This window comes from Salibacterium qingdaonense (genome assembly GCF_900114715.1).
Lineage (GTDB): Bacteria > Bacillota > Bacilli > Bacillales > Marinococcaceae > Salibacterium > Salibacterium qingdaonense.
The window spans coordinates 27,931-47,422 of the sequence record NZ_FOTY01000022.1 but is presented as its reverse complement, the minus strand read 5'-3'; the positions used below and the strand labels follow the sequence as shown (position 1 = coordinate 47,422).

19 protein-coding genes are annotated in these 19,492 nt (G+C 48.3%); 5 read left to right on the top strand and 14 right to left on the bottom strand.

Going from position 1 to position 19,492, the window contains the following annotated elements; all coding sequences use genetic code 11:
• Nucleotides 1-182 precede the first annotated feature (182 nt).
• Nucleotides 183-467 carry a hypothetical protein gene (locus tag BM058_RS14015; protein WP_090927673.1) on the top strand — a complete coding sequence of 95 codons (285 nt, stop codon included), beginning with the start codon at nucleotides 183-185 and terminating at the stop codon, nucleotides 465-467.
• 91 nt (nucleotides 468-558) lie between these two features.
• The gene (locus BM058_RS14010) at nucleotides 559-1,449 is read left to right on the top strand and encodes an ROK family protein (protein WP_090927672.1); all 891 of its coding nucleotides are present in this window, start codon (nucleotides 559-561) and stop codon (nucleotides 1,447-1,449) included.
• 90 nt (nucleotides 1,450-1,539) lie between these two features.
• Here BM058_RS14010 and BM058_RS14005 read toward each other — a convergent pair whose 3' ends face one another.
• A complete protein-coding gene (locus BM058_RS14005) occupies nucleotides 1,540-2,043 on the bottom strand; it encodes a hypothetical protein (protein WP_090927671.1) in 504 nt (167 codons plus the stop codon).
• Between the two features lie 1,014 nt (nucleotides 2,044-3,057).
• Nucleotides 3,058-3,819 carry an SDR family NAD(P)-dependent oxidoreductase gene (locus tag BM058_RS14000; protein ID WP_090927679.1) on the bottom strand — a complete coding sequence of 254 codons (762 nt, stop codon included), beginning with the start codon at nucleotides 3,817-3,819 and terminating at the stop codon, nucleotides 3,058-3,060.
• Between the two features lie 125 nt (nucleotides 3,820-3,944).
• Here BM058_RS14000 and BM058_RS13995 point away from each other — a divergent pair, with 125 nt between their 5' ends.
• Together BM058_RS13995 and BM058_RS13990 are read left to right on the top strand one after the other, a co-directional pair.
• Nucleotides 3,945-4,937: a zinc-binding dehydrogenase gene (locus BM058_RS13995; protein WP_090927670.1), complete on the top strand. Its 993-nt coding sequence runs from the start codon at nucleotides 3,945-3,947 to the stop codon at nucleotides 4,935-4,937.
• Between the two features lie 547 nt (nucleotides 4,938-5,484).
• Nucleotides 5,485-6,936 carry an NADP-dependent glyceraldehyde-3-phosphate dehydrogenase gene (locus tag BM058_RS13990; RefSeq protein WP_090927669.1) on the top strand — a complete coding sequence of 484 codons (1,452 nt, stop codon included), beginning with the start codon at nucleotides 5,485-5,487 and terminating at the stop codon, nucleotides 6,934-6,936.
• A 372-nt stretch (nucleotides 6,937-7,308) separates the two neighbouring features.
• Here the strand turns inward: BM058_RS13990 and BM058_RS13985 are convergent, their stop codons facing one another.
• The 3 genes from BM058_RS13985 to BM058_RS13975 all read right to left on the bottom strand — a co-directional run bounded on the left by BM058_RS13985 (nucleotide 7,309) and on the right by BM058_RS13975 (nucleotide 9,200).
• Entirely contained in the window at nucleotides 7,309-7,671 is a 363-nt protein-coding gene (locus BM058_RS13985) for a hypothetical protein (protein ID WP_090927668.1), read from the bottom strand.
• Nucleotides 7,668-8,204 carry an acyl-CoA thioesterase gene (locus tag BM058_RS13980; protein ID WP_090927667.1) on the bottom strand — a complete coding sequence of 179 codons (537 nt, stop codon included), beginning with the start codon at nucleotides 8,202-8,204 and terminating at the stop codon, nucleotides 7,668-7,670. Before BM058_RS13980 ends, BM058_RS13985 begins: the two co-directional genes overlap by 4 nt.
• Nucleotides 8,205-8,303: 99 nt before the next feature.
• The gene (locus tag BM058_RS13975; RefSeq protein WP_090927666.1) at nucleotides 8,304-9,200 is read right to left on the bottom strand and encodes a LysR family transcriptional regulator; all 897 of its coding nucleotides are present in this window, start codon (nucleotides 9,198-9,200) and stop codon (nucleotides 8,304-8,306) included.
• 144 nt (nucleotides 9,201-9,344) lie between these two features.
• Between BM058_RS13975 and BM058_RS13970 the strand changes: the two genes are divergently transcribed.
• Entirely contained in the window at nucleotides 9,345-10,262 is a 918-nt protein-coding gene (locus tag BM058_RS13970; protein WP_090927665.1) for a selenium metabolism-associated LysR family transcriptional regulator, read from the top strand.
• A 184-nt stretch (nucleotides 10,263-10,446) separates the two neighbouring features.
• On the opposite strand, the gene tkt is transcribed toward BM058_RS13970, so the two are convergent.
• The 9 genes from tkt to BM058_RS18520 form a co-directional block, all read right to left on the bottom strand.
• On the bottom strand, nucleotides 10,447-12,450 hold the full coding sequence (gene tkt, locus BM058_RS13965; protein ID WP_281244701.1) for a transketolase: 2,004 nt from the start codon (nucleotides 12,448-12,450) through the stop codon (nucleotides 10,447-10,449).
• A gap of 41 nt (nucleotides 12,451-12,491) precedes the next feature.
• Nucleotides 12,492-13,448 (bottom strand): class II fructose-bisphosphatase, encoded by a 957-nt coding sequence (glpX, locus tag BM058_RS13960; protein ID WP_090927664.1) that lies wholly within the window; start codon nucleotides 13,446-13,448, stop codon nucleotides 12,492-12,494.
• Nucleotides 13,449-13,530: 82 nt separating this feature from the next.
• A complete protein-coding gene (gene rpiB / locus BM058_RS13955) occupies nucleotides 13,531-13,989 on the bottom strand; it encodes a ribose 5-phosphate isomerase B (RefSeq protein WP_090927677.1) in 459 nt (152 codons plus the stop codon).
• 113 nt (nucleotides 13,990-14,102) lie between these two features.
• Nucleotides 14,103-15,377, bottom strand: coding sequence for a TRAP transporter large permease (locus tag BM058_RS13950; protein ID WP_090927663.1), 1,275 nt, complete (start codon nucleotides 15,375-15,377; stop codon nucleotides 14,103-14,105).
• Nucleotides 15,374-15,859 carry a TRAP transporter small permease gene (locus BM058_RS13945; RefSeq protein WP_090927662.1) on the bottom strand — a complete coding sequence of 162 codons (486 nt, stop codon included), beginning with the start codon at nucleotides 15,857-15,859 and terminating at the stop codon, nucleotides 15,374-15,376. The genes BM058_RS13950 and BM058_RS13945 overlap by 4 nt, the downstream gene beginning before the upstream one ends.
• A gap of 94 nt (nucleotides 15,860-15,953) precedes the next feature.
• Nucleotides 15,954-17,000 carry a TRAP transporter substrate-binding protein gene (locus BM058_RS13940; protein ID WP_090927661.1) on the bottom strand — a complete coding sequence of 349 codons (1,047 nt, stop codon included), beginning with the start codon at nucleotides 16,998-17,000 and terminating at the stop codon, nucleotides 15,954-15,956.
• Between the two features lie 33 nt (nucleotides 17,001-17,033).
• Nucleotides 17,034-17,798, bottom strand: coding sequence for a triose-phosphate isomerase (locus tag BM058_RS13935; RefSeq protein ID WP_090927660.1), 765 nt, complete (start codon nucleotides 17,796-17,798; stop codon nucleotides 17,034-17,036).
• Nucleotides 17,788-18,447 (bottom strand): dihydroxyacetone kinase subunit DhaL, encoded by a 660-nt coding sequence (dhaL, locus tag BM058_RS18525; protein ID WP_218151909.1) that lies wholly within the window; start codon nucleotides 18,445-18,447, stop codon nucleotides 17,788-17,790. Before dhaL ends, BM058_RS13935 begins: the two co-directional genes overlap by 11 nt.
• Nucleotides 18,448-18,464: 17 nt before the next feature.
• The gene (locus BM058_RS18520; RefSeq protein ID WP_218151908.1) at nucleotides 18,465-19,457 is read right to left on the bottom strand and encodes a dihydroxyacetone kinase subunit DhaK; all 993 of its coding nucleotides are present in this window, start codon (nucleotides 19,455-19,457) and stop codon (nucleotides 18,465-18,467) included.
• Nucleotides 19,458-19,492: the final 35 nt, after the last annotated feature.

Sequence of the window (19,492 nt, the reverse complement as noted above, 5' to 3'; positions counted from 1 at the left end):
ATTTGCTTCCTAGGCATACATCGATGATAGAGGACCTTCTCTTTTTTTGCCAATCATCAGTCTTCGTCGTTACCGAGAACTATTTTACACATACCCGTACACTCTGCCGATTATTACGTTTAAATGGCGCAATCATGACCATACTGACACATATATTTCATAACGGCAAAGGGTGTTTCTTTATGACGTATCCGGTACACGAACATTTCTTATTCAAAGAAAAGAGAGAACATTTTGCACACACCTTCCACGCATTGGCTGAAGAAATGAGAAAAAAAGAGTTGGATGTATCTTTCCTTCATGAGGTGATTGATGCTTCCCAGGCGGTGGGTGACATCCAGGCGGTGGGTGACATCCAGGCGGATACTGCCTATCATCTGGGATATGAACGTGGATTCAAGGCGGGCAAAGCCAACCGGAAGTATGAAATCTTCCAGGATCAGTTTTGGAAAAAAGCAGCGGATTAAAGCAGGTCGCTCTCTCAGGTTTTTTGAGTAAGGTTTTTTTCCTGCCGGATGTTAGGATAAGGGTATGTACCTATCAACCGGAGGGATAGTAATGAAAGAGTATTCAGCATTTGATATCGGAGGATCTTTTATCAAATACGGCATTGTTACGGAGAATGGAGATTTGCGGCAACAGAACAAAATGAAGACACCGGATTCGCTGGGTGTTTTAATTCAGCGCATCACAGAAGTTGTCCACCGGCACCCTGATTCAGCGGGCATTGCCGTCAGCGCTCCCGGTGCCGTTTCAGACGAAGGCGTCATTTATGGTATCAGTGCCCTTCGCTACCTGCACGGACCCAATATCAAACACCGTCTGGAAGAGAAAACCGGGCTGCCTGTGTTTATCGAAAACGACGGGAACTGCGCCGGTGCTGCGGAAGTATGGAAGGGAACAGCGCGAGAAAAAAAGGATGTGTTGACGGTCGTCATTGGAACAGGCATCGGCGGGACGGTGATCAAAGAGGGGCGGACACATAAAGGAGCCAATCTGCATGGAGGCGAATTCGGTTTTATGCTTCTCGGCAATCCTGATACCGGCCGCCTGGAGAGCTGGAGCCAGCTTGCTGCAACACGTGCTCTGACCCGCTATGCAGAAGCGGAAAAAGGAATCGAACCGGACACCCTCTCCGGCGAAGAGGTTTTTGAGATGGCGGACGAAGGAGATCCGGCATGCGTCAAAGCACTCGATCGTTTTTACCGGTTTCTTGCGCTCGGTTTATATAACCTGCAGTACATATACGATCCGGAGCTCATTCTTCTCGGCGGCGGCGTGAGTGCCAGAGAAGAGCTCGTGCAGCGGATCAACGAAAAACTGGATGGGCTCATGAGAGAAGCACCCGTCGGCACCATCCGCCCGACCCTTGATGTCTGTCATTTCCGGCAGCACGCAAACCTGCTCGGCGCGGTTTATCGCTTTATTCAAAACAAGCCGGCCGACTAAATGAAAAATATCCAGCCGCCGGATCGAGCTTATGCGGAGCGGAAGGGCTTGATGGTACAACAGCACCTGACTCCCTCCCGCCCCCATACATTAATCAGCGTAGGAATATTCCAGTGCTTCTCCCAGCGTTTCTATTTTCTTTTTAAGGGATCCGCTATCTGACTGCAGCTGAAGTCCAAATCCATTCTCCCTTAGTGTTCCCTGTAATGCTTCCCAATCTTTTTGATCTTGCGTTGTCACTTCCGCTGATTCATATTGCATATCATGAGGATAAGAGGACAAGACGGCGTACAGACGTTTAAGGTTTTCTTTCTCACCACGTTCGGTTATATCCAATTGCTGCACATACATCAGCCCATTCAGCGCTTCGTTCATCTCCCTTGCCACCATGCTGGGATCATTCCAACCTGCTTCTTTCTGATTGGATATGGCACCTTCCAGTTCTATCAGATTACTCTGAACGACCTCTGCGTAGAGCTGCTTTTCTGACGCCTTCAACTTCAGGTAAACATGACCGGCTCCCACCAGGGATACTACGACAATCATAACAGCCAACGCTGTGATAATATGCCGTTTCTGTATGTTGAACTTCATGTCGTATCACACCTCCCTTTTCAGCATCAATCACCCATTCCCCAATTGAATTCTCGTGCCGTTGATCAATATCGTATGATCGTTTTGCCAGCTCACCTTTGCTTTATCGGTTCCTTCCACGCAGCGACGCGGGCTTTTTGCTGCGTCGGCCCCGTTCATTTTCCCACTGAACGCAGCCTCGATCCGTTCATGATGACGTTTATCGGGGCACGAAACCCTCTAAAGTGCCTTATGAACCATTCATAATGACGTTTAAGGGCGCACCAAATGCTATAAAGTGCCTCCGGCGATGTCCCCAACGACGTTTACGGGAGTGCGGAACTCCCTAAAGTGCCTTCGGACTATTCATACCACATTTCACGCAACTTCAGGCGCTCTTTGCTGCGTCGGCCCGTTCCTTTTCCCGCTGAACGCAGCCTCGATCCGTTCATGATGACGTTTATCGGGGCACGAAACCCTCTAAAGTGCCTTATGAACCATTCATAATGACGTTTAAGGGCGAACTGAATACTCTAAAGTGCCTCAGGCAATCTGCCCAACGACGTTTACGAGGGCTCGGAACCCCCTAAAGTGCCTTCGACCCCATTCCCAACGAACGTCTGTGACCCCATCGCGGAGCAGCTCAGGTGCAGTTTTTATTCCGGCAAACGGAGGCCTGGAACGTCCGGGACCCGTCGGCTTCAACAAGCAGCTGATCCGGCAGCACCGCAGCCACAAGCCGTGTTCAGGCATAGAAGACACGGTGAGCTCCGCGAACCGATGTCGCCCTTGTACTCCGGAGTGCATAGAAGACACGATGAGCCCTGCGAATCGATGTCGCCCTTGTACTCCATAGTGCATAGAAGACACGAGGAGCGCCAGCGAATCGACACCGCCCTTGTGCCCTGGAGTAAAAGTGAAGTATGTTGACGCAGCGGTTTGTCTCAGCAACGAAGAACGCCGAACGATCAAAAAAATCGTTCGGCGTTCTCCGCTTCTTACAAAGGTCCCAGTCTCTTCCTGCACACCGGCATTCTACCGCATCAAGGCACCACCGTTCACTTCAATTGTTTCCCCGGTGACAAAACTTCCATAGTCAGAAACAAGATAGAAAACCGTTCCGAGCACATCTTTCGGGGTGCCTTCCCGTTTTAACGGGAGGCCTGCGACGATGTTTTTTCGTGCCTCGTCCGATGTAAACGTGTCATGAAATGCCGTCTCTCCGATGAATCCGGGAGACACGTTGTTAACGGTTACATTTGGCGCCAGTTCTTTCGCCAGCCCTTTTGTAAATGTCATCAGACCGCCTTTTGAAGCAGCATAGGCCGCCGCTCCCGGTCCGCCGCCATTCTGCGCGGCAAGAGATGTCATATTAATGATGCGTCCGCCGTTTTCTTTCATCATCGGCACTGCACGCTGGGACACAAGGAAGGCGCTTGTCAGATTCAAGTCTATCACCTGCCGCCAGAGCTCTTCTTTCATCTCTTCCACCGAACTCCGTTCCACCATGTTACCGGCATTGTTTACAAGGATATCCAAAGTACCATCAAATTCGGCCTCCACTTTATCGAAGAGATTATCGATTTCTTCTGTTTTCAGCATATCCGCCTGGACGATGATGCACTGCCGCCCCATGTTCGTAATGATTTCTTTCACTTCTTCCGCGCCTTTCTGATTGCTGCCATAATGAACAGCCACATCAGCACCGGCCTCTGCCAGTCCAAGGGCAATTTCGCGCCCAATGCCGCTTGCACCGCCGGTAACGAGGGCTTTCTTTTGATCCAGTTCTATTTTTATCATGTCTCCACCTCCAACACTTTACTTCCACGTAGTCTGTCGAAATCCCTGCTGGGTTCAGGAAATGCCGCTCTGTCTGTGATGTGGTAGGATGGAAATGAAAAAGACTTTCAGGGAGGGATACGATGAAAGCGTTGATTCATGAGAAAAAAATTGGCATGGAAGGCCTGACATACCGCGAAACGGACACACCGGAACCGGGACCCGGTGAGGTTCGGGTGCGCCTGAAAACGGCTGGAATGAACCACCGGGATTTGTCGATTTTAAACCGTCATCAGCCGGACGACCCCGCCTGCATCATCGGTTCAGACGGCGCCGGAGTGATTGAAGCGGCAGGTACAGAAGTTACGGCTGTTTCAACAGGAGATGAAGTCATCATTAATCCGGGGCTTGGCTGGGAGAAGAACAGCGATGCACCACCGGAAGGTTTTGAAATTTTAGGGGTGCCAAATGACGGCACATTCGCTGAGCAGATCGTTATTCCGGCAGCCAATGTCGAACCAAAACCGAAACATCTCAGCTGGCAGGAAGCCGGCGTTCTGGCGCTTCCTGCACTAACGGCATACCGCGTACTGTTTACCAGAGCGCGTGTTAAGCCCGGCGACAACGTCTTTATCCCGGGGATAGGCGGTGGTGTCGCCACCTTCCTGTTACAGTTTGCCAGAGCGGCCGGTGCTGACGTTTACGTCACGTCCCGGTCCGAATTAAAACGAAAACAGGCTCTGGAACTCGGTGCCATGCAGGCCATCGACAGCCACGAAGACTGGTCGGAGGCGCTTGGCGGTAAAAAAATGGATGTTGTGGTTGAATCCATCGGCGGCGCCACGTTCAACAAGTCGCTCAGCCAGCTCCGCCGCGGCGGTACCATGGTCACGTTCGGATCTTCCACCGATGACAACGTGGAGCTGAATATCCGACCGTTTTTCTACGGCCAGTACAATCTTCTCGGCTCTACGATGGGAAGCACCGAAGAATTGCAGGAGATGCTGGCGTTTATTAAAAAGTATGACATAAAGCCGGTCATGGATCAGACGTATCCGCTTGCTTCCTATGAACAAGCATTTAATCGGCTGCACCAAGCTGCACAAATAGGCAATATCGGGTTCAGCATGACATAATTCCATAGCAATCGTTTTGATTTTTTACACGAAGCGCTTCCGGCTGTCCTTATGATAACCGGGAGCGCTTTTGAGCTTCTGTCTCCTTTTAGCTGACACAACTATTTGCGATACTCTGTTATACTTTTTCGTCAATTCTGTTATACTTCTGAACAATCAGTCTTCATATGTTCATGTCATTCAAATTCCCTGATTTTTCAATATTTCTACCGTCTTTTATTCTTTTGCAGCTTCCTGTACATTCTTTTTTCATAATTTTTATGTTAAAGTACTTTAGACCTTTTTAATTTTATTATTTTTCCAAAAATTCACGCTTAATATGTGTAAAAAGAACTGCTACTAAACTATTGATTTTGATTTTTTTGAAAAAAAAGATTTCTAAAAATATTAAAGATAGCGCTTTCATTACCTGTTTGTCAGTGTCTGAGCTTGTTCAAGCTGGATAGTTAACATACCGCGGCAGATTTGGTAAGGTATAATGAACCTTTCATTGATACAGATTGTGATGAAAGATTAATACAGAGAATACAAAGAGGAGGTTTTTATGATGACAACCCATAGTGTCGAAGCTTTTCGTCAAAAAAACGTTCTCTTGGGTGGAGAATGGCAAGAGAACGAACAAGGAAATAGAATTACGCTGGACTCCCCGTCAAGCGGTGAGAACATTGGTAGTGTACCGGCTCTGAATAAAGCGGAAGTTGATAAAGCCGTTGAGGCCGCACGCGGTGCACAGAAACAGTGGCAGAAAACCCCGCTTCATGAGAGAAAACAACTGCTTCTCCGCTGGGCGGATAAGCTTGAAGAAAATAAAGAAGCCATCGGAACCGTGATTATGCAGGAAGTCGCCAAGAAGAAATCTTCTGCGGTGGATGAAGTCGTCCGCACAGCCGATTTTATCCGCCACACGGCTGAAGAAGGCGTACGGATCAATGGAGAACTGCTGACAGGAGACAGCTACAATGGTGGTCCCGCAGGAAAAACTGCGCAGGTCAGCCGCGTTCCCCTCGGTGTTGTTCTTGCGATTGCACCGTTTAACTATCCATTGAACCTGTCCGCTTCCAAAATCGCACCGGCACTGATGACTGGGAACAGTGTGATATTTAAACCAGCCACTCAAGGGTCGCTGAGCGGCATTATGATGATGGAAACACTCGAAGAAGCAGGTCTCCCGAAAGGCCTTGTAAATGTCACAACCGGCCGCGGCTCCGAGATCGGTGATGTGCTTGTCACGCATGACGGCATTGACCAGATTTCTTTCACCGGCGGTTCGGGCACCGGCATTTCCATGGCGGAAAAAGCGGGAATGGTACCGATGGTTCTCGAACTGGGAGGCAAAGATCCGGCTATTGTGCTGGAAGACGCCGATCTCGACAAAGCAGCCAAAGAAATCACAGGCGGCGCGTTCTCCTACTCCGGCCAGCGCTGCACCGCAATCAAACGAGTGCTCGTGAAAGAGGAAGCCGCCGATGAACTGGTCGCCAAACTGAAAGAAAAAGTAGAAGCTCTCTCTGTCGGCAAGCCTGAAGATGACGCTGATATTACACCGCTCATCAATGATAAAGGCGCCGATTACCTGCAGGGCCTCATCGACGACACCATCGCAGACGGTGCTGAAGTGGTGACAGAAAACAAACGGGACGGCAGACAGTTTTCACCGGTACTGTTCGATCATGTTTCAACCGAATCCCGCATTGCCTGGGAAGAGCCGTTCGGCCCGGTCCTTCCGGTCATCCGTGTGAAAGATGAAGATGAAGCCGTAAAAATCGCCAACGATTCCGAATACGGGCTTCAGGCCAGCGTCTTTACCCAGGATATCAACACAGCACACCGCATCGCGGACGAGCTGGAAGTCGGAAGCGTCCAGGTGAACGGAAAAACATCCCGCGGCCCGGACCACTTCCCTTTCCTTGGTGTGAAGAACTCCGGCATGGGCGTCCAGGGCGTACGCTACAGTCTGCTCAGCTACACCCGCGAAAAAGTGACCGTGATCAATCAATAAGAAAGAAAAAGGAGAAGGGCGCCGCCCTTCTCCTTTTTTTTTGCTCTGCTCTAAAGGTAAATCACCTGCCCGCACCGCATGCCGGCATTTTTCGGCTGCCGCTTCGGTTCACCGGGCTGTGGCGGTGGACACTACCACCTGAAAATAACAGCATAGTGTCCACCGATCATCGTTTCGCGGCCACTACGCCGCTGAAATCATTCATTAGTGGATGCCGGCAGAAATCAATGGACACTAATCTTCGGCAAGAAAAGTTCAGTGTCCAGCTATACTGTCTTCGCGGATACTACGCATACTTCCGGGCCATTTAGTGTCCACAGAGCATCTCCGCTCCGGAACAACCGCAGTCCAGCTCCAACTGCCGGGCTGTTTTTACCCGGCGGATTTAATCATTTCCGGCGTATCGCCGGTGATTAACTGACAGAGGGGGTGATCGCCTGCATGCTGAAATTCTTCAAACAGCTGCACCACTTGATCCGAGCCTTCCCGGTTTTTCAGTTTCTCCACCTCTGCACGATACATCCGGAGAATCGAAGGATACACATTAGGCTCCGTTTCTTTGTCCGTTTCCTGATTCCGCAGCAGAGTCCCGAGATAACGGCAGCGGAATTCCAACCGCTTGGTTAAATGAACGACGTGGCGCAGGTGGGCCATGAGTTCAGGCGAATAATGTTCAAGTCCATCGATCTGCTGTCCGGCGTCCCGAAGAACCTGCAGGCTGCACAGTGCAATCATGAATAAGCCTCCTTCTTATCTTCCCACGGTTTCTGAAGACTGATCGATCCGGCCAGTTCTTTGCTTTTCTCCCGCTTCAACTTCCGGATTTCCTCCCGTTCCGGGGCGGTTTCAAACAATTTCAGCTCCTCTTCTGTCTCCGGTTCGATACCCGGCACCTGCATCGGGCGTTTGTTTTCATCAAGCGCTACAAACGTCATGAAGGCTGTCGTTGCCATGCGCCGCTCGCCCGTCATCATATCCTCGGCAATCACCTTGCAGAAAATCTCCATTGAACTTTTTCCGGTATAGGAAACAAACGATTCCACGCATACCGAATCCGACTGATATATCGGGCTGAGAAAGTCTATTGAATCTGTCGAGGCGGTGACGCATTCTTTGGCACGCGAATGCCGGCGCGCCGACAGAACTGCACAGCCATCCAGCCTTTTCATCAAAACCCCGCCGAACAGGGTGTTATAATTATTTAAATCACTGCTGAGCACTTGATCTGTATTGACTACTTTACTTTCTTTCGGATGTTTCTTCTCCATAATGATGCACCTTCCATCCTGAATCATTTCTTATTCATCATAACGACGGAAGAAGTATGCGTAAAATGGAATCCTTTCATGACGTTCTATAACGTATGTCTATGAAATCGGTCCCTCATCCGGTAGATGAGTTTCAGCAAACCTTATCCATTCCTTTGCGGCGTGGGAGAGGTAACTATCTCTTCTCCAGATGATGGCAAGCCTCCAATACATCGCCTCCTGATCCACATCCTTAATGCAGACCTCCCCTTTCACCTCACGGCATATGCTTTCCGGCAGCAGCGTCACACCCAGTTTGGACGCTGCCATTTTTCCAAGCAGGTCCCACTGTGAACTTTCAAATACAACAAAAGGGTCAAACCCTTCCATGCGGCAGGCTTCCATGATGCGGTTCCGCAAGGCAAAATCACTGTTTAATAACATAAAATGCTCGTTTTTCAGCTCAGATAAAGGAACGGAGTCCCTGCCTGCAAGTGGATGATCAGCAGCAGCTACCAGCTGGATCGGTTCTGTACCGAATGAAAAATAGGAAAAAACATCTTCTTTCACCGGCTCTACCACAACGCCAAGATCAAGATGTCCGTTCTCTACATCCGCGGCTATCTTGTTGGAGCCGTCTTCCATCAATTCGATGGTGACCGCTGGATACATCTCCCGGAACTTTCCGATAATCATCGGAAAGTAGCTCGAGCCCACCATCGGAGGCAGTCCGATGCGCAGCCGCCCTTGTTTCAAGCCGGATAGATCTTCGAGCTGACTCTCCAGGTCTTTGAACGCCTGATGAATCACCTGCGCCTGTTCGAGAATGATGTTGCCGGCATCGGTTAAAACAACCTGTTTTTTGGAACGGTCAAACAGCGTTACATTGAATTCTTTTTCCAGGTTTTTAATCATTTTGCTGATCGTCGGCTGTGTAACGTATAAGTGCTCCGCCGCCTTGCTGAAACTGTTAAACCGGTTGATTTCAATAAAGTACTGCAGCTGTTTGATATCCATTGGTTTTCCCCGCTTCTCTCATGATTTACCTTCATCTTACAACATAAAACCGGACCTTTTCACCTTTCTCTATAACGGTTCCGGCAAAAGCATCGGCATTCTCCCCTTCCTTTTGATATGATATAAGAATAAGGAGGCCGTGCGATGAACCTGGAACATTTGAGAGCCTTTTATATCCTGGCAGACCATCAAAGTTTTTCTGAAACAGCAAAAATCCTGCACCTGGCCCAGCCGACAGTCAGCATGCAGATCAAACACCTCGAGCAGTCCCTGGAGGCAACACTGTTTGAACGGACAACAAAAAGTGTAAAGTTAACTCCTTCCGGTGAGATTTTATATAAGTATGCGGATCAGATTTTTTCACTTGTCAAACAGACAGAAAAGGAACTGGACAGTTTATCTGAAACCATTCACGGCGATTTGGATATAGGGGCCAGCCTTACCATCGGAGAACATATTCTTCCTTACGTGCTGGGACAGTTCCGCAAAGAATATCCAAATATCCAGATGAAACTGAAAGTATATAATTCAGAACAGATTATGGAACATCTGGGCAATGATGATATTGATCTCGGATTTATCGAGTCCACCAAGTCATACCCTGATTACGATCAACTTGCCTTTTTGGAAGATGAACTGGTTGTGACAACAGGTACCTCCGCTTCTTCCCCGGTCCCCCCTCAGAAACAGACGATCGCGCCTGAGGAGCTGTTTGAATTTCCAATTATTATGAGGGAGCCGGGATCCGGTACAAGACAGGTGGTGGAACAGCATCTCAAGAATAACGGCCTTTATCCGGAAAAACTGGACGTCATCATGGAACTCGAGCATACGGAATCGATTAAGTCCGCCGTGGAATCCGGCCTCGGTATTATGATTATCTCAAGAAATGCCATTCAAAAAGAGCTGGAACTCGGCACGCTCCGCGAGATTCCAATCAACGGAATCCGACTCCGGCGTTTCTTTTACGCCGTGTATAGTAAGGATAAGCTAACACTCCCGGGAGAAACCTTTTTATCTTTTATCCAGAATTATTATCTCAACGAAAAATTCCAATTGTGACCCCATCTGCAGTTTCTAAAACACCTTCAACGTCATTCTTTAAAAAAAGCAGTCACCGCAAGGGAAATGCCCTGCGGTGACTGCTTCTTTCCTTCATCCGGATGACTGATAACATGAGTACCTTATATTGACATCAGATGCCGGTCTGTTTTACGAGATCGGAACTGTCCTTTCGGAAGGAAATTTAAAATACCCGCTTCAACTGCTTCACCGCATTTTCTGCAGTGAATCCATATTCTTTCACTACTGTATCCCCCGGAGCAGAAGCACCGAATGTTTCAATACCGAATACGTATCCATAATCCCCTGTGTACTTGTGCCAGCCGAGCGGGCTTGCCATTTCAAACGCTGCCCGCTTTTTTATATCCGGTGGTATCACCGACTTCTTATACTCATCGGTCTGTTGCTCAAACAAGTCCCAGGACGGCATACTTACAACATTCGGACGGAATCCTTCTTCTTTAAGCCGGCCCGCAGCTTCCAGCGCGAGAGACACTTCGGATCCGGAAGCAAGCAGAACCAGGTCGGGACTGTCTGATTGCGAGACGATATAGGCCCCCCTGGACACGCCTTCTTCCACTTCTTTCAGAGAAAGCGGAAGGGATGGAAGCTTCTGCCTTGAAAAGATTAATGCAGACGGCTGTGATTGATTCGATAACGCTGTTTTCCAGGCAGCAGCGGTTTCTTTAGCATCGGCAGGACGGAGTACGTTCACATTCGGCATAGCGCGAAGCGAAGCAATATGTTCCACCGGCTGATGTGTCGGACCATCTTCACCGACAGCTATGCTGTCGTGGGTGAACACATACGTCACCGGATTTTTCATAATCGCGGACGTCCGGATGGCTGAACGCATGTAATCGGAGAATGTCAGAAAGGTTCCTCCGTACATATGCAGTCCCCCGTGCAATGCCATACCGTTTAATGCTGCTCCCATGCCGAATTCTCTAACACCGAACCATATATTTCTTCCGCTGTAATCGCCTTTTTTCATATCCTCTTCTGCATCGATCATCGTTTTATTGGAAGAGGCAAGATCAGCGGAGCCTCCCACAACGGATCTCAGATGAGAAGCAAGTGACTGAATCACTTCACCGGAGGCGCCTCTGGTGGCTTTTTTGCCTTCCACTTCCAGCTCTTGAAAAATGGAATCCCATAGGTTTTCACTGATCTCGGCATGCCCCTGTTCCCAGCTTTCATACAGCTCCGGATATTTTGTGCGGTATTCCTGCATCATCCGGTTCCACGCTTCTTCTTCTTTTTCAGCTTGCTGCTGCAGGGAAGACATATGATCCCGAACCGTTTCCGGTACGTAAAACGGCTCTTCTTGTGTCCAGCCGTAGGCTTTCTTCACCTCTTCTATTTCTTCTTCACCCAATGGAGCGCCGTGAGAAGCGGATGACCCGCCTTTTGTTGGTGCTCCGAAACCGATGATGGTTTTCACTTCAATCAATGTCGGCTGCACCGTGTTCTTCTTCGCTTCCTGTAATGCTGTTTCGACCGCTTCGGTATCATTGCCGTCTTCCACGTAGAGTACCTGCCACCCGTAACTTTCAAAGCGCTTCTGCGTGTCATCAGAATAAGCTTTGTCGAGGTCTCCGTCGAGTGAAATATCATTGGAATCATATAACCAGACGAGCTTTCCGAGTCCAAGGTGACCCGCCAGCGCCGCAGCTTCATGAGAAATTCCTTCCATAAGGTCTCCGTCACTGCAGATCGCGTACGTCCAGTGGTCCACCACAGGAAAATCCGGCCGGTTGTATACAGAAGCCAGATGACTTTCTGCCAGTGCCATTCCCACACTCATCGCTATGCCCTGCCCAAGCGGACCGGTTGTTGCTTCGATGCCCGGGGTATCACCAACTTCCGGATGCCCCGGTGTTTTACTGTCCCACTGCCTGAATGATTTCAAATCATCCATCGTCACGTCATAGCCGAATAGATGCAGCAGGCTGTACTGCAGCATCGATCCGTGGCCCGCTGATAAGATAAAGCGGTCCCGGTCCTTCCAGGATGGGTTACCAGGGTTCTTTTTAAGAAAACGAGACCACAGCACGTACGCCATAGGAGCTGCCCCCATCGGCATGCCGGGGTGTCCGGACTGTGCTTTTTCGACACTGTCGACAGATAGCATCCGGATTGTTTGTATGGTTTCCTGTTCTACGTTTTTCAAAGTGGATGATGTCACGTAATGATTCTCCTTTCTACGATTCATTTGGGTAACCACGATTACAACGCATTTCCGGAAAGCTGTGATTTTACATGGACGGATTCAACGACGTGGTACTGCCGGTCCACTGCCAGGAAAGTGTGGGACTGCAGCATCTCTTCATTGATTGACTTGACACCTTTTAACAGCGGGCCGTCTGTAATTCCAGTTGCGGCAAAAAAGCACTGATCCGTGGAAACGATATCATCAAGCGTCAAATAACGGTCCGGATCGGCGATTCCCATATCCCGGCAGCGGTTATACTGTTCTTTGTCTGCAGGCCGCAGTCTTCCCTGAAAATCACCGCCCAGGCTTCTCATTGCAACAGCTGCAATCACGCCCTCCGGTGCTCCGCCTGTTCCAACAAGCATATCAACGTCTTTTCCCTCTACTGCTGTGGCAACGATGCCGGTAATATCCACATCCGAAAATAACGTGACACTGGCTCCCATGTGCTGGATGGCCTGAATCAGGGATTGATGCCGTTCTCGATCCTGCACCAGCACATTCAACTGGGAAACGGACTTCCCAAGTGCCTCTGAAACCGCTGTTACGTTTGCTTCTATAGAAGCACTGACATCTATCCTGCCTTTGGCTTTTGGGCCGACGGCTATTTTATCCATATACATGTCCGGTGCATGCAGCAGACATCCACGCTCAGCAGCGGCTAATACAGCAATGGCATTTCCCTGCCCTTTTGATACAAGCGTCGTTCCATCAATGGGGTCTACTGCAATATCGACTTTGGGATCCTCAGATGCTCCAAGTTCTTCCCCGATATAAAGCATCGGAGCATTATCCATTTCTCCTTCTCCGATCACCACTCTTGAATGGGCATTCAGTGAATGAAGCGTTCCCCTCATCGCTTCTGTAGCTTTATGATCGGCAAGTATTTTGCCGCCTTTGCCAATGTAGGGAAAAACAGAGATAGCTGCTTCCTGGGTGACATTTAAAAATGACATCGCTAACGACTGCATCCAACCCCTCCTTTTTTGAAAAAGAATAACCGTCAGGCTATCCCAACGGTTATGACAACCACTAAGAGATACAACGAGTACTCTATTGTGCTTTTGCTCCGTATTCTTTTTCTTTATCTATGATCTTCTGTACTTTCCGGCCGGAACTTCCTCCGTTGAATGTAACGCCGAGGTAACTTTCAACTACTTTCTTTGCCACTTCCGGACCGATAATCTGGGCGCCCATCGTCAAGATCTGAGCGTCGTTACTTAACTGGGCTCTTTCTGCCGAATACGTATCATGACAAAGTGCAGCCCGGATGCCCGGTACTTTGCCGGCCGATATCGCAACTCCAATGCCCGTGCCGCAGATCAGAATGCCGCGGTCTGCTTTTTCCTCTGAAATATCCTGGGCCACATCAAACGCCACATCCGGATAATCAACCGCGTCGCAGCTGTGGCATCCGTAGTCTTCCACCTCATGGCCCAGTTCCTGAATATATTGTTTCACGTCTTCTTTTAAATAAAATGCGTTGTGGTCGCTTCCGAGTGCTACCTTCATTTTTTTATTCCCCTCTCTTTTATTTAATTTCATTTTATATTTATAGTTTTCGTTTGTCAATTAATACTTTCGTTTATTTTCAAATAAAAACCTCTTTATGTTTCAAAAGAGGTTTATTCGGACAGAAGGAAAAGGGAGAGTTCCGGTATGACGACAATGATGAATAAACTAAGCAGCATCGCAAAGAAAAATGGAATAACCGCGCGTGATATCACTCCGATACTGAGACCTGTTATACCGGATCCAACAAACAGGTTCACACCCAGCGGCGGCGTTATAAATCCGATAGACAAATTGGTGATCATCAGGACACCAAAATGAATAGGGTGGATACCAAGCTGCGTTATGACCGGAAACAGAATCGGCGTCAGGATGACAATAGCCGCCACGGTGTCCATAAACATTCCTACTATCAATAGTAGAACGCATATCAGAAGGACAATAATGATAGAATTGGAAGAAATATTTGTTAAAAATGCGGCGACCTTATTCGGTATCTGTTCCAAGGTTAATATCTGCCCGAAGGCCGTAGCCGCTGCAATAACGATAATGATGGTGGCACTGGTTAATGATGCTTTCGTGATAATTCCCGGCAGGTCTTTAACCCGGAGTTCACGATAGACAAACATGCTTACAAACCATGCGTATACCACCGCAATGATGGCTGCTTCCGTAGGTGTGAAAACCCCGCTGTAAATCCCTCCAAGTATAATAATAGGAGTCAGCAGCGCCCATTTTGCCCGATTCACATGAATGAGGAGTTTCTTGAAAGAAAACGTTTCTCCAAGTCCTCTGTACCCATTCTTTTTGGAATAAATATAACACCATGCGACAAGCATTCCACCTACAAAAATCCCTGGTATAATACCCGCTAAAAACATATCTCCTACCGACACACCAGCTGATACCCCGTACATAATCATCGGGATACTCGGCGGAATAATAATGCCAAGTGAACCGGCGGATACTACCACCGCGGTAGAGAACTTTTTGTCATAACCTTCTTCAATCATAGTGGGTATCATTAAGCCTCCGACAGCTGCTACTGTCGCCGGCCCGGATCCTGAAATAGCTGCGAAAAACATGGAAGTCAGGACAGCTACAACGGCCATACCACCGGTAATGTTACCGACCAGTACTTTACCGAGATCCATCAGACGCCTGGATATGCCGCCTCCGCTCATCAACTCTCCGGCTAAAATAAAGAACGGAACGGCCAGCAGCGGAAATGAATCAACAGAGGTGACCAGGTCACGAAACAGAGAGTCTGCTGAAATCGGCGGTATGAATAACACGGTAATAAAGGAAGCCAAGCCAAGAGCTATACCAATCGGCACGGTCAGTATAAGTAATAAGGCAAGTACTCCAAATAAAATTAGTGATGTCATTCTTCATCAACCTCGTTCGTGTGTCTTGGCGATAGAACCTTCCATTGATCCTGTATAATTCTGATGCTTGTAAGCGTAAAGCCGACAAGAGTCGACGCATACACCCACGCATAGGAAATGTTTAATCCGGGTGTTGTCCGTGCAACCGAGTCCATCGTATTGAATCCGTAGTACACAGCGGCAACGGAAAAAACAAGAAAAAGCACATTGGATACTGTTCGTATGACAAGTTTTCCTTTTCTCTTAAACACCATCGACAACGTGTCGATTTTCAAATGCTTATTATTTTTCACCGCGTAGCTCACACCGATAAACACCGACCAGATAAATAGATAACGAGCCAGTTCCTCTGTCCACGGAAGTGAGTTACTGAAAACATAGCGCATGACGATTTGAAAGAAAAGAGTAAAAACAATCGCTACTGTCGTAATAATTAACAAATACTCTTCGATGTATCTATCCAGAAAACGAAGGATTTTCATATCTATCCCTTACTTTCTCCCTTAAGGATATTGCTGCCAGTCATGATGAAAGGAACCGGGAGAGGAGAAGGGTTTTCTCTTCTCCCGGAACGTTCTATCTGGCGTCTTCTACAGCCTGCTGCAGTTCATCCATAAATTCAGATCCGTATACGTCTTCATACTTGTCGTACACTGACTGCGTTGCTTCTCTAAATGGTTCTTTTTCCGGTTCGTTAATTTCCATTCCCTGCTCTTCCAGATCAGTCAACAGCTGTTCTTCATTCTCCTGGTTGGCATCACGGTGATACTGACTCGCATCGCTGGCAGCCTGCTGCACTACCTCCTGCTGGTCACCGGAAAGAGACTGCCAGAACTCATCGGAAATAGCCAGTGGCAGCGCATTGTACTGATGGCCTGTCAGGGAAAGGTAGTCCTGCACTTCATAAAAACTGGCCGCATGAATGTTGGCAAGAGGGTTTTCCTGTCCATCTACCGTGCCCTGCTGAAGTCCCAGATACAATTCGCCGAATGCCATCGGAGTGGCGTTGGCCCCGAGCGCATCAAGAGTGTCGATCGATACGTCTGCTTCCGGTGTACGAATACTTAATCCATCAAGGTCATCCGGAGTTTCAATCGGACGCTGGCTGTTTGTAATATGGCGGATACCATTTTCAAAATAGCTGAGAATACGAATATTATCTTCAAGCAGCGGTTCAGCCATACGGTCTCCCATTGGACCATCCAGTACAGACCAGGCATGTTCATACCCATCGAAAAGGTAAGGCAGCGCACTTGCTCCTATAAGGTCATTGTACTGTGTGAATATGCCGGCACCGGCAAGAGCCATATCCAGATCATTCAGAGATACGTTTTCAATCATTTCTGATTCGCTTCCAACCTGTTCATTCGGATAGACTTCCACCGTTAGAGAGTCGGAGTTTTCTTCAACCATACTTTTGAATTCCATTACCGCCTCGTGTCTCAAATTGGATTCAGCAGCACCGTGACCAAACTCAATGGTTACGGATTCTTCCGAGCTTCCTCCTCCATTTCCGCCGCTTGTTTCTCCGGATCCCCCGGATTCACTGCCACCCGAACATCCGGCGGCAAATGTCAAACCTACAGCTGCTGCAATACCTGCATATAACCTATTTTTTTTCATTATTAATGTCTCCCCTTTTTTACTGAATAATCGTTAAATACTCTTTAGAATAGTTTCAAATGAGGATAAGTCCCAAGCCGATCTTCCAATAAACAAGCCGTCCACTTCATTTACATGCAAGTACTCCTTAACGTTCTGTTGATTCACACTCCCTCCATAAAGTAATGGAATGTCTGCTGCCGCACTGCCGAATTGTTCTCTCAATTTCTCCCGGATAAATTGGTGGGATTCTTCCACATGTTCCGGTGTTGCCGGCTTTCCATGCTCACCGATGGACCACACCGGCTCATAAGCAATCCAGACTCGTTGAATCTCATCATAAGAAAGCCCTTCCAAAGAAATTTTCAATTGAGCGCTCAATTTTTCCCGGCCCACCCCCTTTTCTTTTTCATCCAGGGTTTCTCCGATGCAGATTAAAGGGGTCATGTTATAGGAAAGAGCAGCTTCAGCCTTCTTTTGTACAGCGTCGTCTGTTTCGTTAAACAGCTGTCTTCGTTCCGAATGACCCAGCTCTACAATATCCACGCCTATCTCCTCCAGCATAACCGGGGAAATTTCTCCGGTATAAGGCCCGTAAGGCTCGGCATGCATATTCTGCGCTCCCAGTTTAATATCCGTCCTTTCAAGCTCCTGCTGCAGTGGATGCAGCGATGTAAAAGGAGGAATGATAAACAATTCAATACGGTCGGAAATGTCTGCACGGATCTGCTTCAGCTTCCGGCAGTACTCCCTTCCTTCTTTAATCGTTTTATGCATCTTCCAATTTGTCCCGATGTAAACTTTCTGATTATCCTTCATGTTGTTCGACCCATTCTCTCATGCTTTTGAAGATAAGCCACACCGACGTGGCACCAGCATCCTGGTATCCTTTCGTGCGCTCTCCCAGTGTTTTCGCGCGGCCGTGTTTAGCAGTAATCTGTTTCGTCTCCTCTACGCCGTTCCACGCTGCTTCTTCTGCATGTTTCAGTACCTCTGTCAGTGTCCATTCCTTAGAGGCATCCGATTCCAGGGTCTGTACTGCCGGATCCAGCGCATCAATCATTGTTTTATCACCGACATCAGCCTTCCCTCTTTTTTTCACAGAGTCGAGAGAACCTCTGAAAATATCCGCCAATCCGGTATGATCAATAGAAGATTTAGATTCCAACTGCTTCACGCCGTCACTGAACATCGTGCCGAAAATGATTCCGGAGGCCCCTCCCATTGATTTCATCATCTCCATGCCGGTCGTTTTAAAGACATCATTTATTGTTTCAAATTCAGACTCCCGCAGTTTTTTCATAAACGCTTCCGCTCCGGTAGCCATGCCTGTTCCATGATCCCCATCACCAATTTCAGCATCGATTTGTCCCAGATAGTCTTTGGAGGCGGTAATCGTTTCACCGACGTAAAGCAGCATTTGTTTCACATCATCAACACTTAAATGGTTCATTGTCTGCTTTTCCATGTTTTCACTCCATTTCGTTATTTGTGGTAATACGGGGAATGAGCAGGTGCATCATAATACGTTTTCAGTTCCTCATCCAGTTTGAGGATGGTAATAGAAAATCCGCCCATTTCCTGTGTCGTGCAGTAGCTGTTAACATCCGTGTCGTACACCGTTATACCTTTGGCGAGCAGCTCCTTGTGTACTTTCTGATTGACAATGAGCAGTTCCATTAACGTGGTGGATCCCAGTCCATTCAGTAGAATGACTGCTTCATCCCCACTTTCCAATGCCGCATCGGCCAGCAGATGATCCAGCATTTCATCTGCCAAGTCATCGGCACTCATCATTTCTGCCCGGCGGATCCCTTTTTCGCCATGGATGCCAAGCCCAAATTCAATTTGATTGTCAGGCAGTTCGAACATCGGTGCTTTTTTTCCAGGACTGGTTCCCGGTGATATACCCACGCCGATAGAATGGGTGTTTTCGTTTGCTTTTGCGGCTATCCGTGTTACTTCATCAAGGGACAAGCCGGCATCAGCTGCTGCTCCGGCGGCTTTGATAACAAAAACATCCCCGGCAATACCGCGCCGTTCTTCTTTGTTTTCTTTCGAAGCAGATGCCACGTCGTCTGAAACTTTAACCGTTCTGGTTTCAATGTCCTCCATTTCGGCCAGTTCAGAGGCCATATCAAAGTTGAGGACATCGCCGGCATAATTGCCGTAAATATAAAGAACTCCGGCTTTGTTTTCAACGGCTTTGGTTACCTCAAGAATCGTGTCCGGGTTCGGAGCGGCAAAGACATTTCCCATCGCTGCACCACTGGCCAGACCCTTTCCGGCAAAGCCGACAAACAATGGTTCGTGGCCGGCTCCTCCACCTGTGATCACAGATACCTTGTCGGGATCCATATGCCGGTAGATCACTCCATTAACGCCGTCCACCCGTTCGTAATCAGCAGCGTAAGCGTCAATAAATCCTTGAAGTGTCTCTTCCATTACGTTTTCTTCCTGATTCATTATTTTTTTCATAGGGAAGTCTCAAGCTCCTTTGTTAAAATAATGGA

Bases quoted from the DNA above. Each gene is read 5' to 3' on its own strand.
- BM058_RS14010 (WP_090927672.1), top strand. From the start codon at position 559: ATGAAAGAGTATTCAGCATTTGATATCGGAGGATCTTTTATCAAATAC.
- BM058_RS18520 (WP_218151908.1), bottom strand. From the start codon at position 19,457: ATGAAAAAAATAATGAATCAGGAAGAAAACGTAATGGAAGAGACACTT.
- BM058_RS13975 (WP_090927666.1), bottom strand. From the start codon at position 9,200: ATGGATATCAAACAGCTGCAGTACTTTATTGAAATCAACCGGTTTAAC.
- BM058_RS13950 (WP_090927663.1), bottom strand. From the start codon at position 15,377: ATGACATCACTAATTTTATTTGGAGTACTTGCCTTATTACTTATACTG.
- BM058_RS13985 (WP_090927668.1), bottom strand. From the start codon at position 7,671: ATGATTGCACTGTGCAGCCTGCAGGTTCTTCGGGACGCCGGACAGCAG.
- BM058_RS14015 (WP_090927673.1), top strand. From the start codon at position 183: ATGACGTATCCGGTACACGAACATTTCTTATTCAAAGAAAAGAGAGAA.
- BM058_RS14005 (WP_090927671.1), bottom strand. From the start codon at position 2,043: ATGAAGTTCAACATACAGAAACGGCATATTATCACAGCGTTGGCTGTT.
- BM058_RS13945 (WP_090927662.1), bottom strand. From the start codon at position 15,859: ATGAAAATCCTTCGTTTTCTGGATAGATACATCGAAGAGTATTTGTTA.
- dhaL (WP_218151909.1), bottom strand. From the start codon at position 18,447: ATGGAAAAGCAGACAATGAACCATTTAAGTGTTGATGATGTGAAACAA.
- BM058_RS13935 (WP_090927660.1), bottom strand. From the start codon at position 17,798: ATGAAGGATAATCAGAAAGTTTACATCGGGACAAATTGGAAGATGCAT.
- BM058_RS13990 (WP_090927669.1), top strand. From the start codon at position 5,485: ATGACAACCCATAGTGTCGAAGCTTTTCGTCAAAAAAACGTTCTCTTG.
- BM058_RS13970 (WP_090927665.1), top strand. From the start codon at position 9,345: ATGAACCTGGAACATTTGAGAGCCTTTTATATCCTGGCAGACCATCAA.
- rpiB (WP_090927677.1), bottom strand. From the start codon at position 13,989: ATGAAGGTAGCACTCGGAAGCGACCACAACGCATTTTATTTAAAAGAA.
- BM058_RS13980 (WP_090927667.1), bottom strand. From the start codon at position 8,204: ATGGAGAAGAAACATCCGAAAGAAAGTAAAGTAGTCAATACAGATCAA.
- BM058_RS13940 (WP_090927661.1), bottom strand. From the start codon at position 17,000: ATGAAAAAAAATAGGTTATATGCAGGTATTGCAGCAGCTGTAGGTTTG.
- BM058_RS13995 (WP_090927670.1), top strand. From the start codon at position 3,945: ATGAAAGCGTTGATTCATGAGAAAAAAATTGGCATGGAAGGCCTGACA.
- glpX (WP_090927664.1), bottom strand. From the start codon at position 13,448: ATGCAGTCGTTAGCGATGTCATTTTTAAATGTCACCCAGGAAGCAGCT.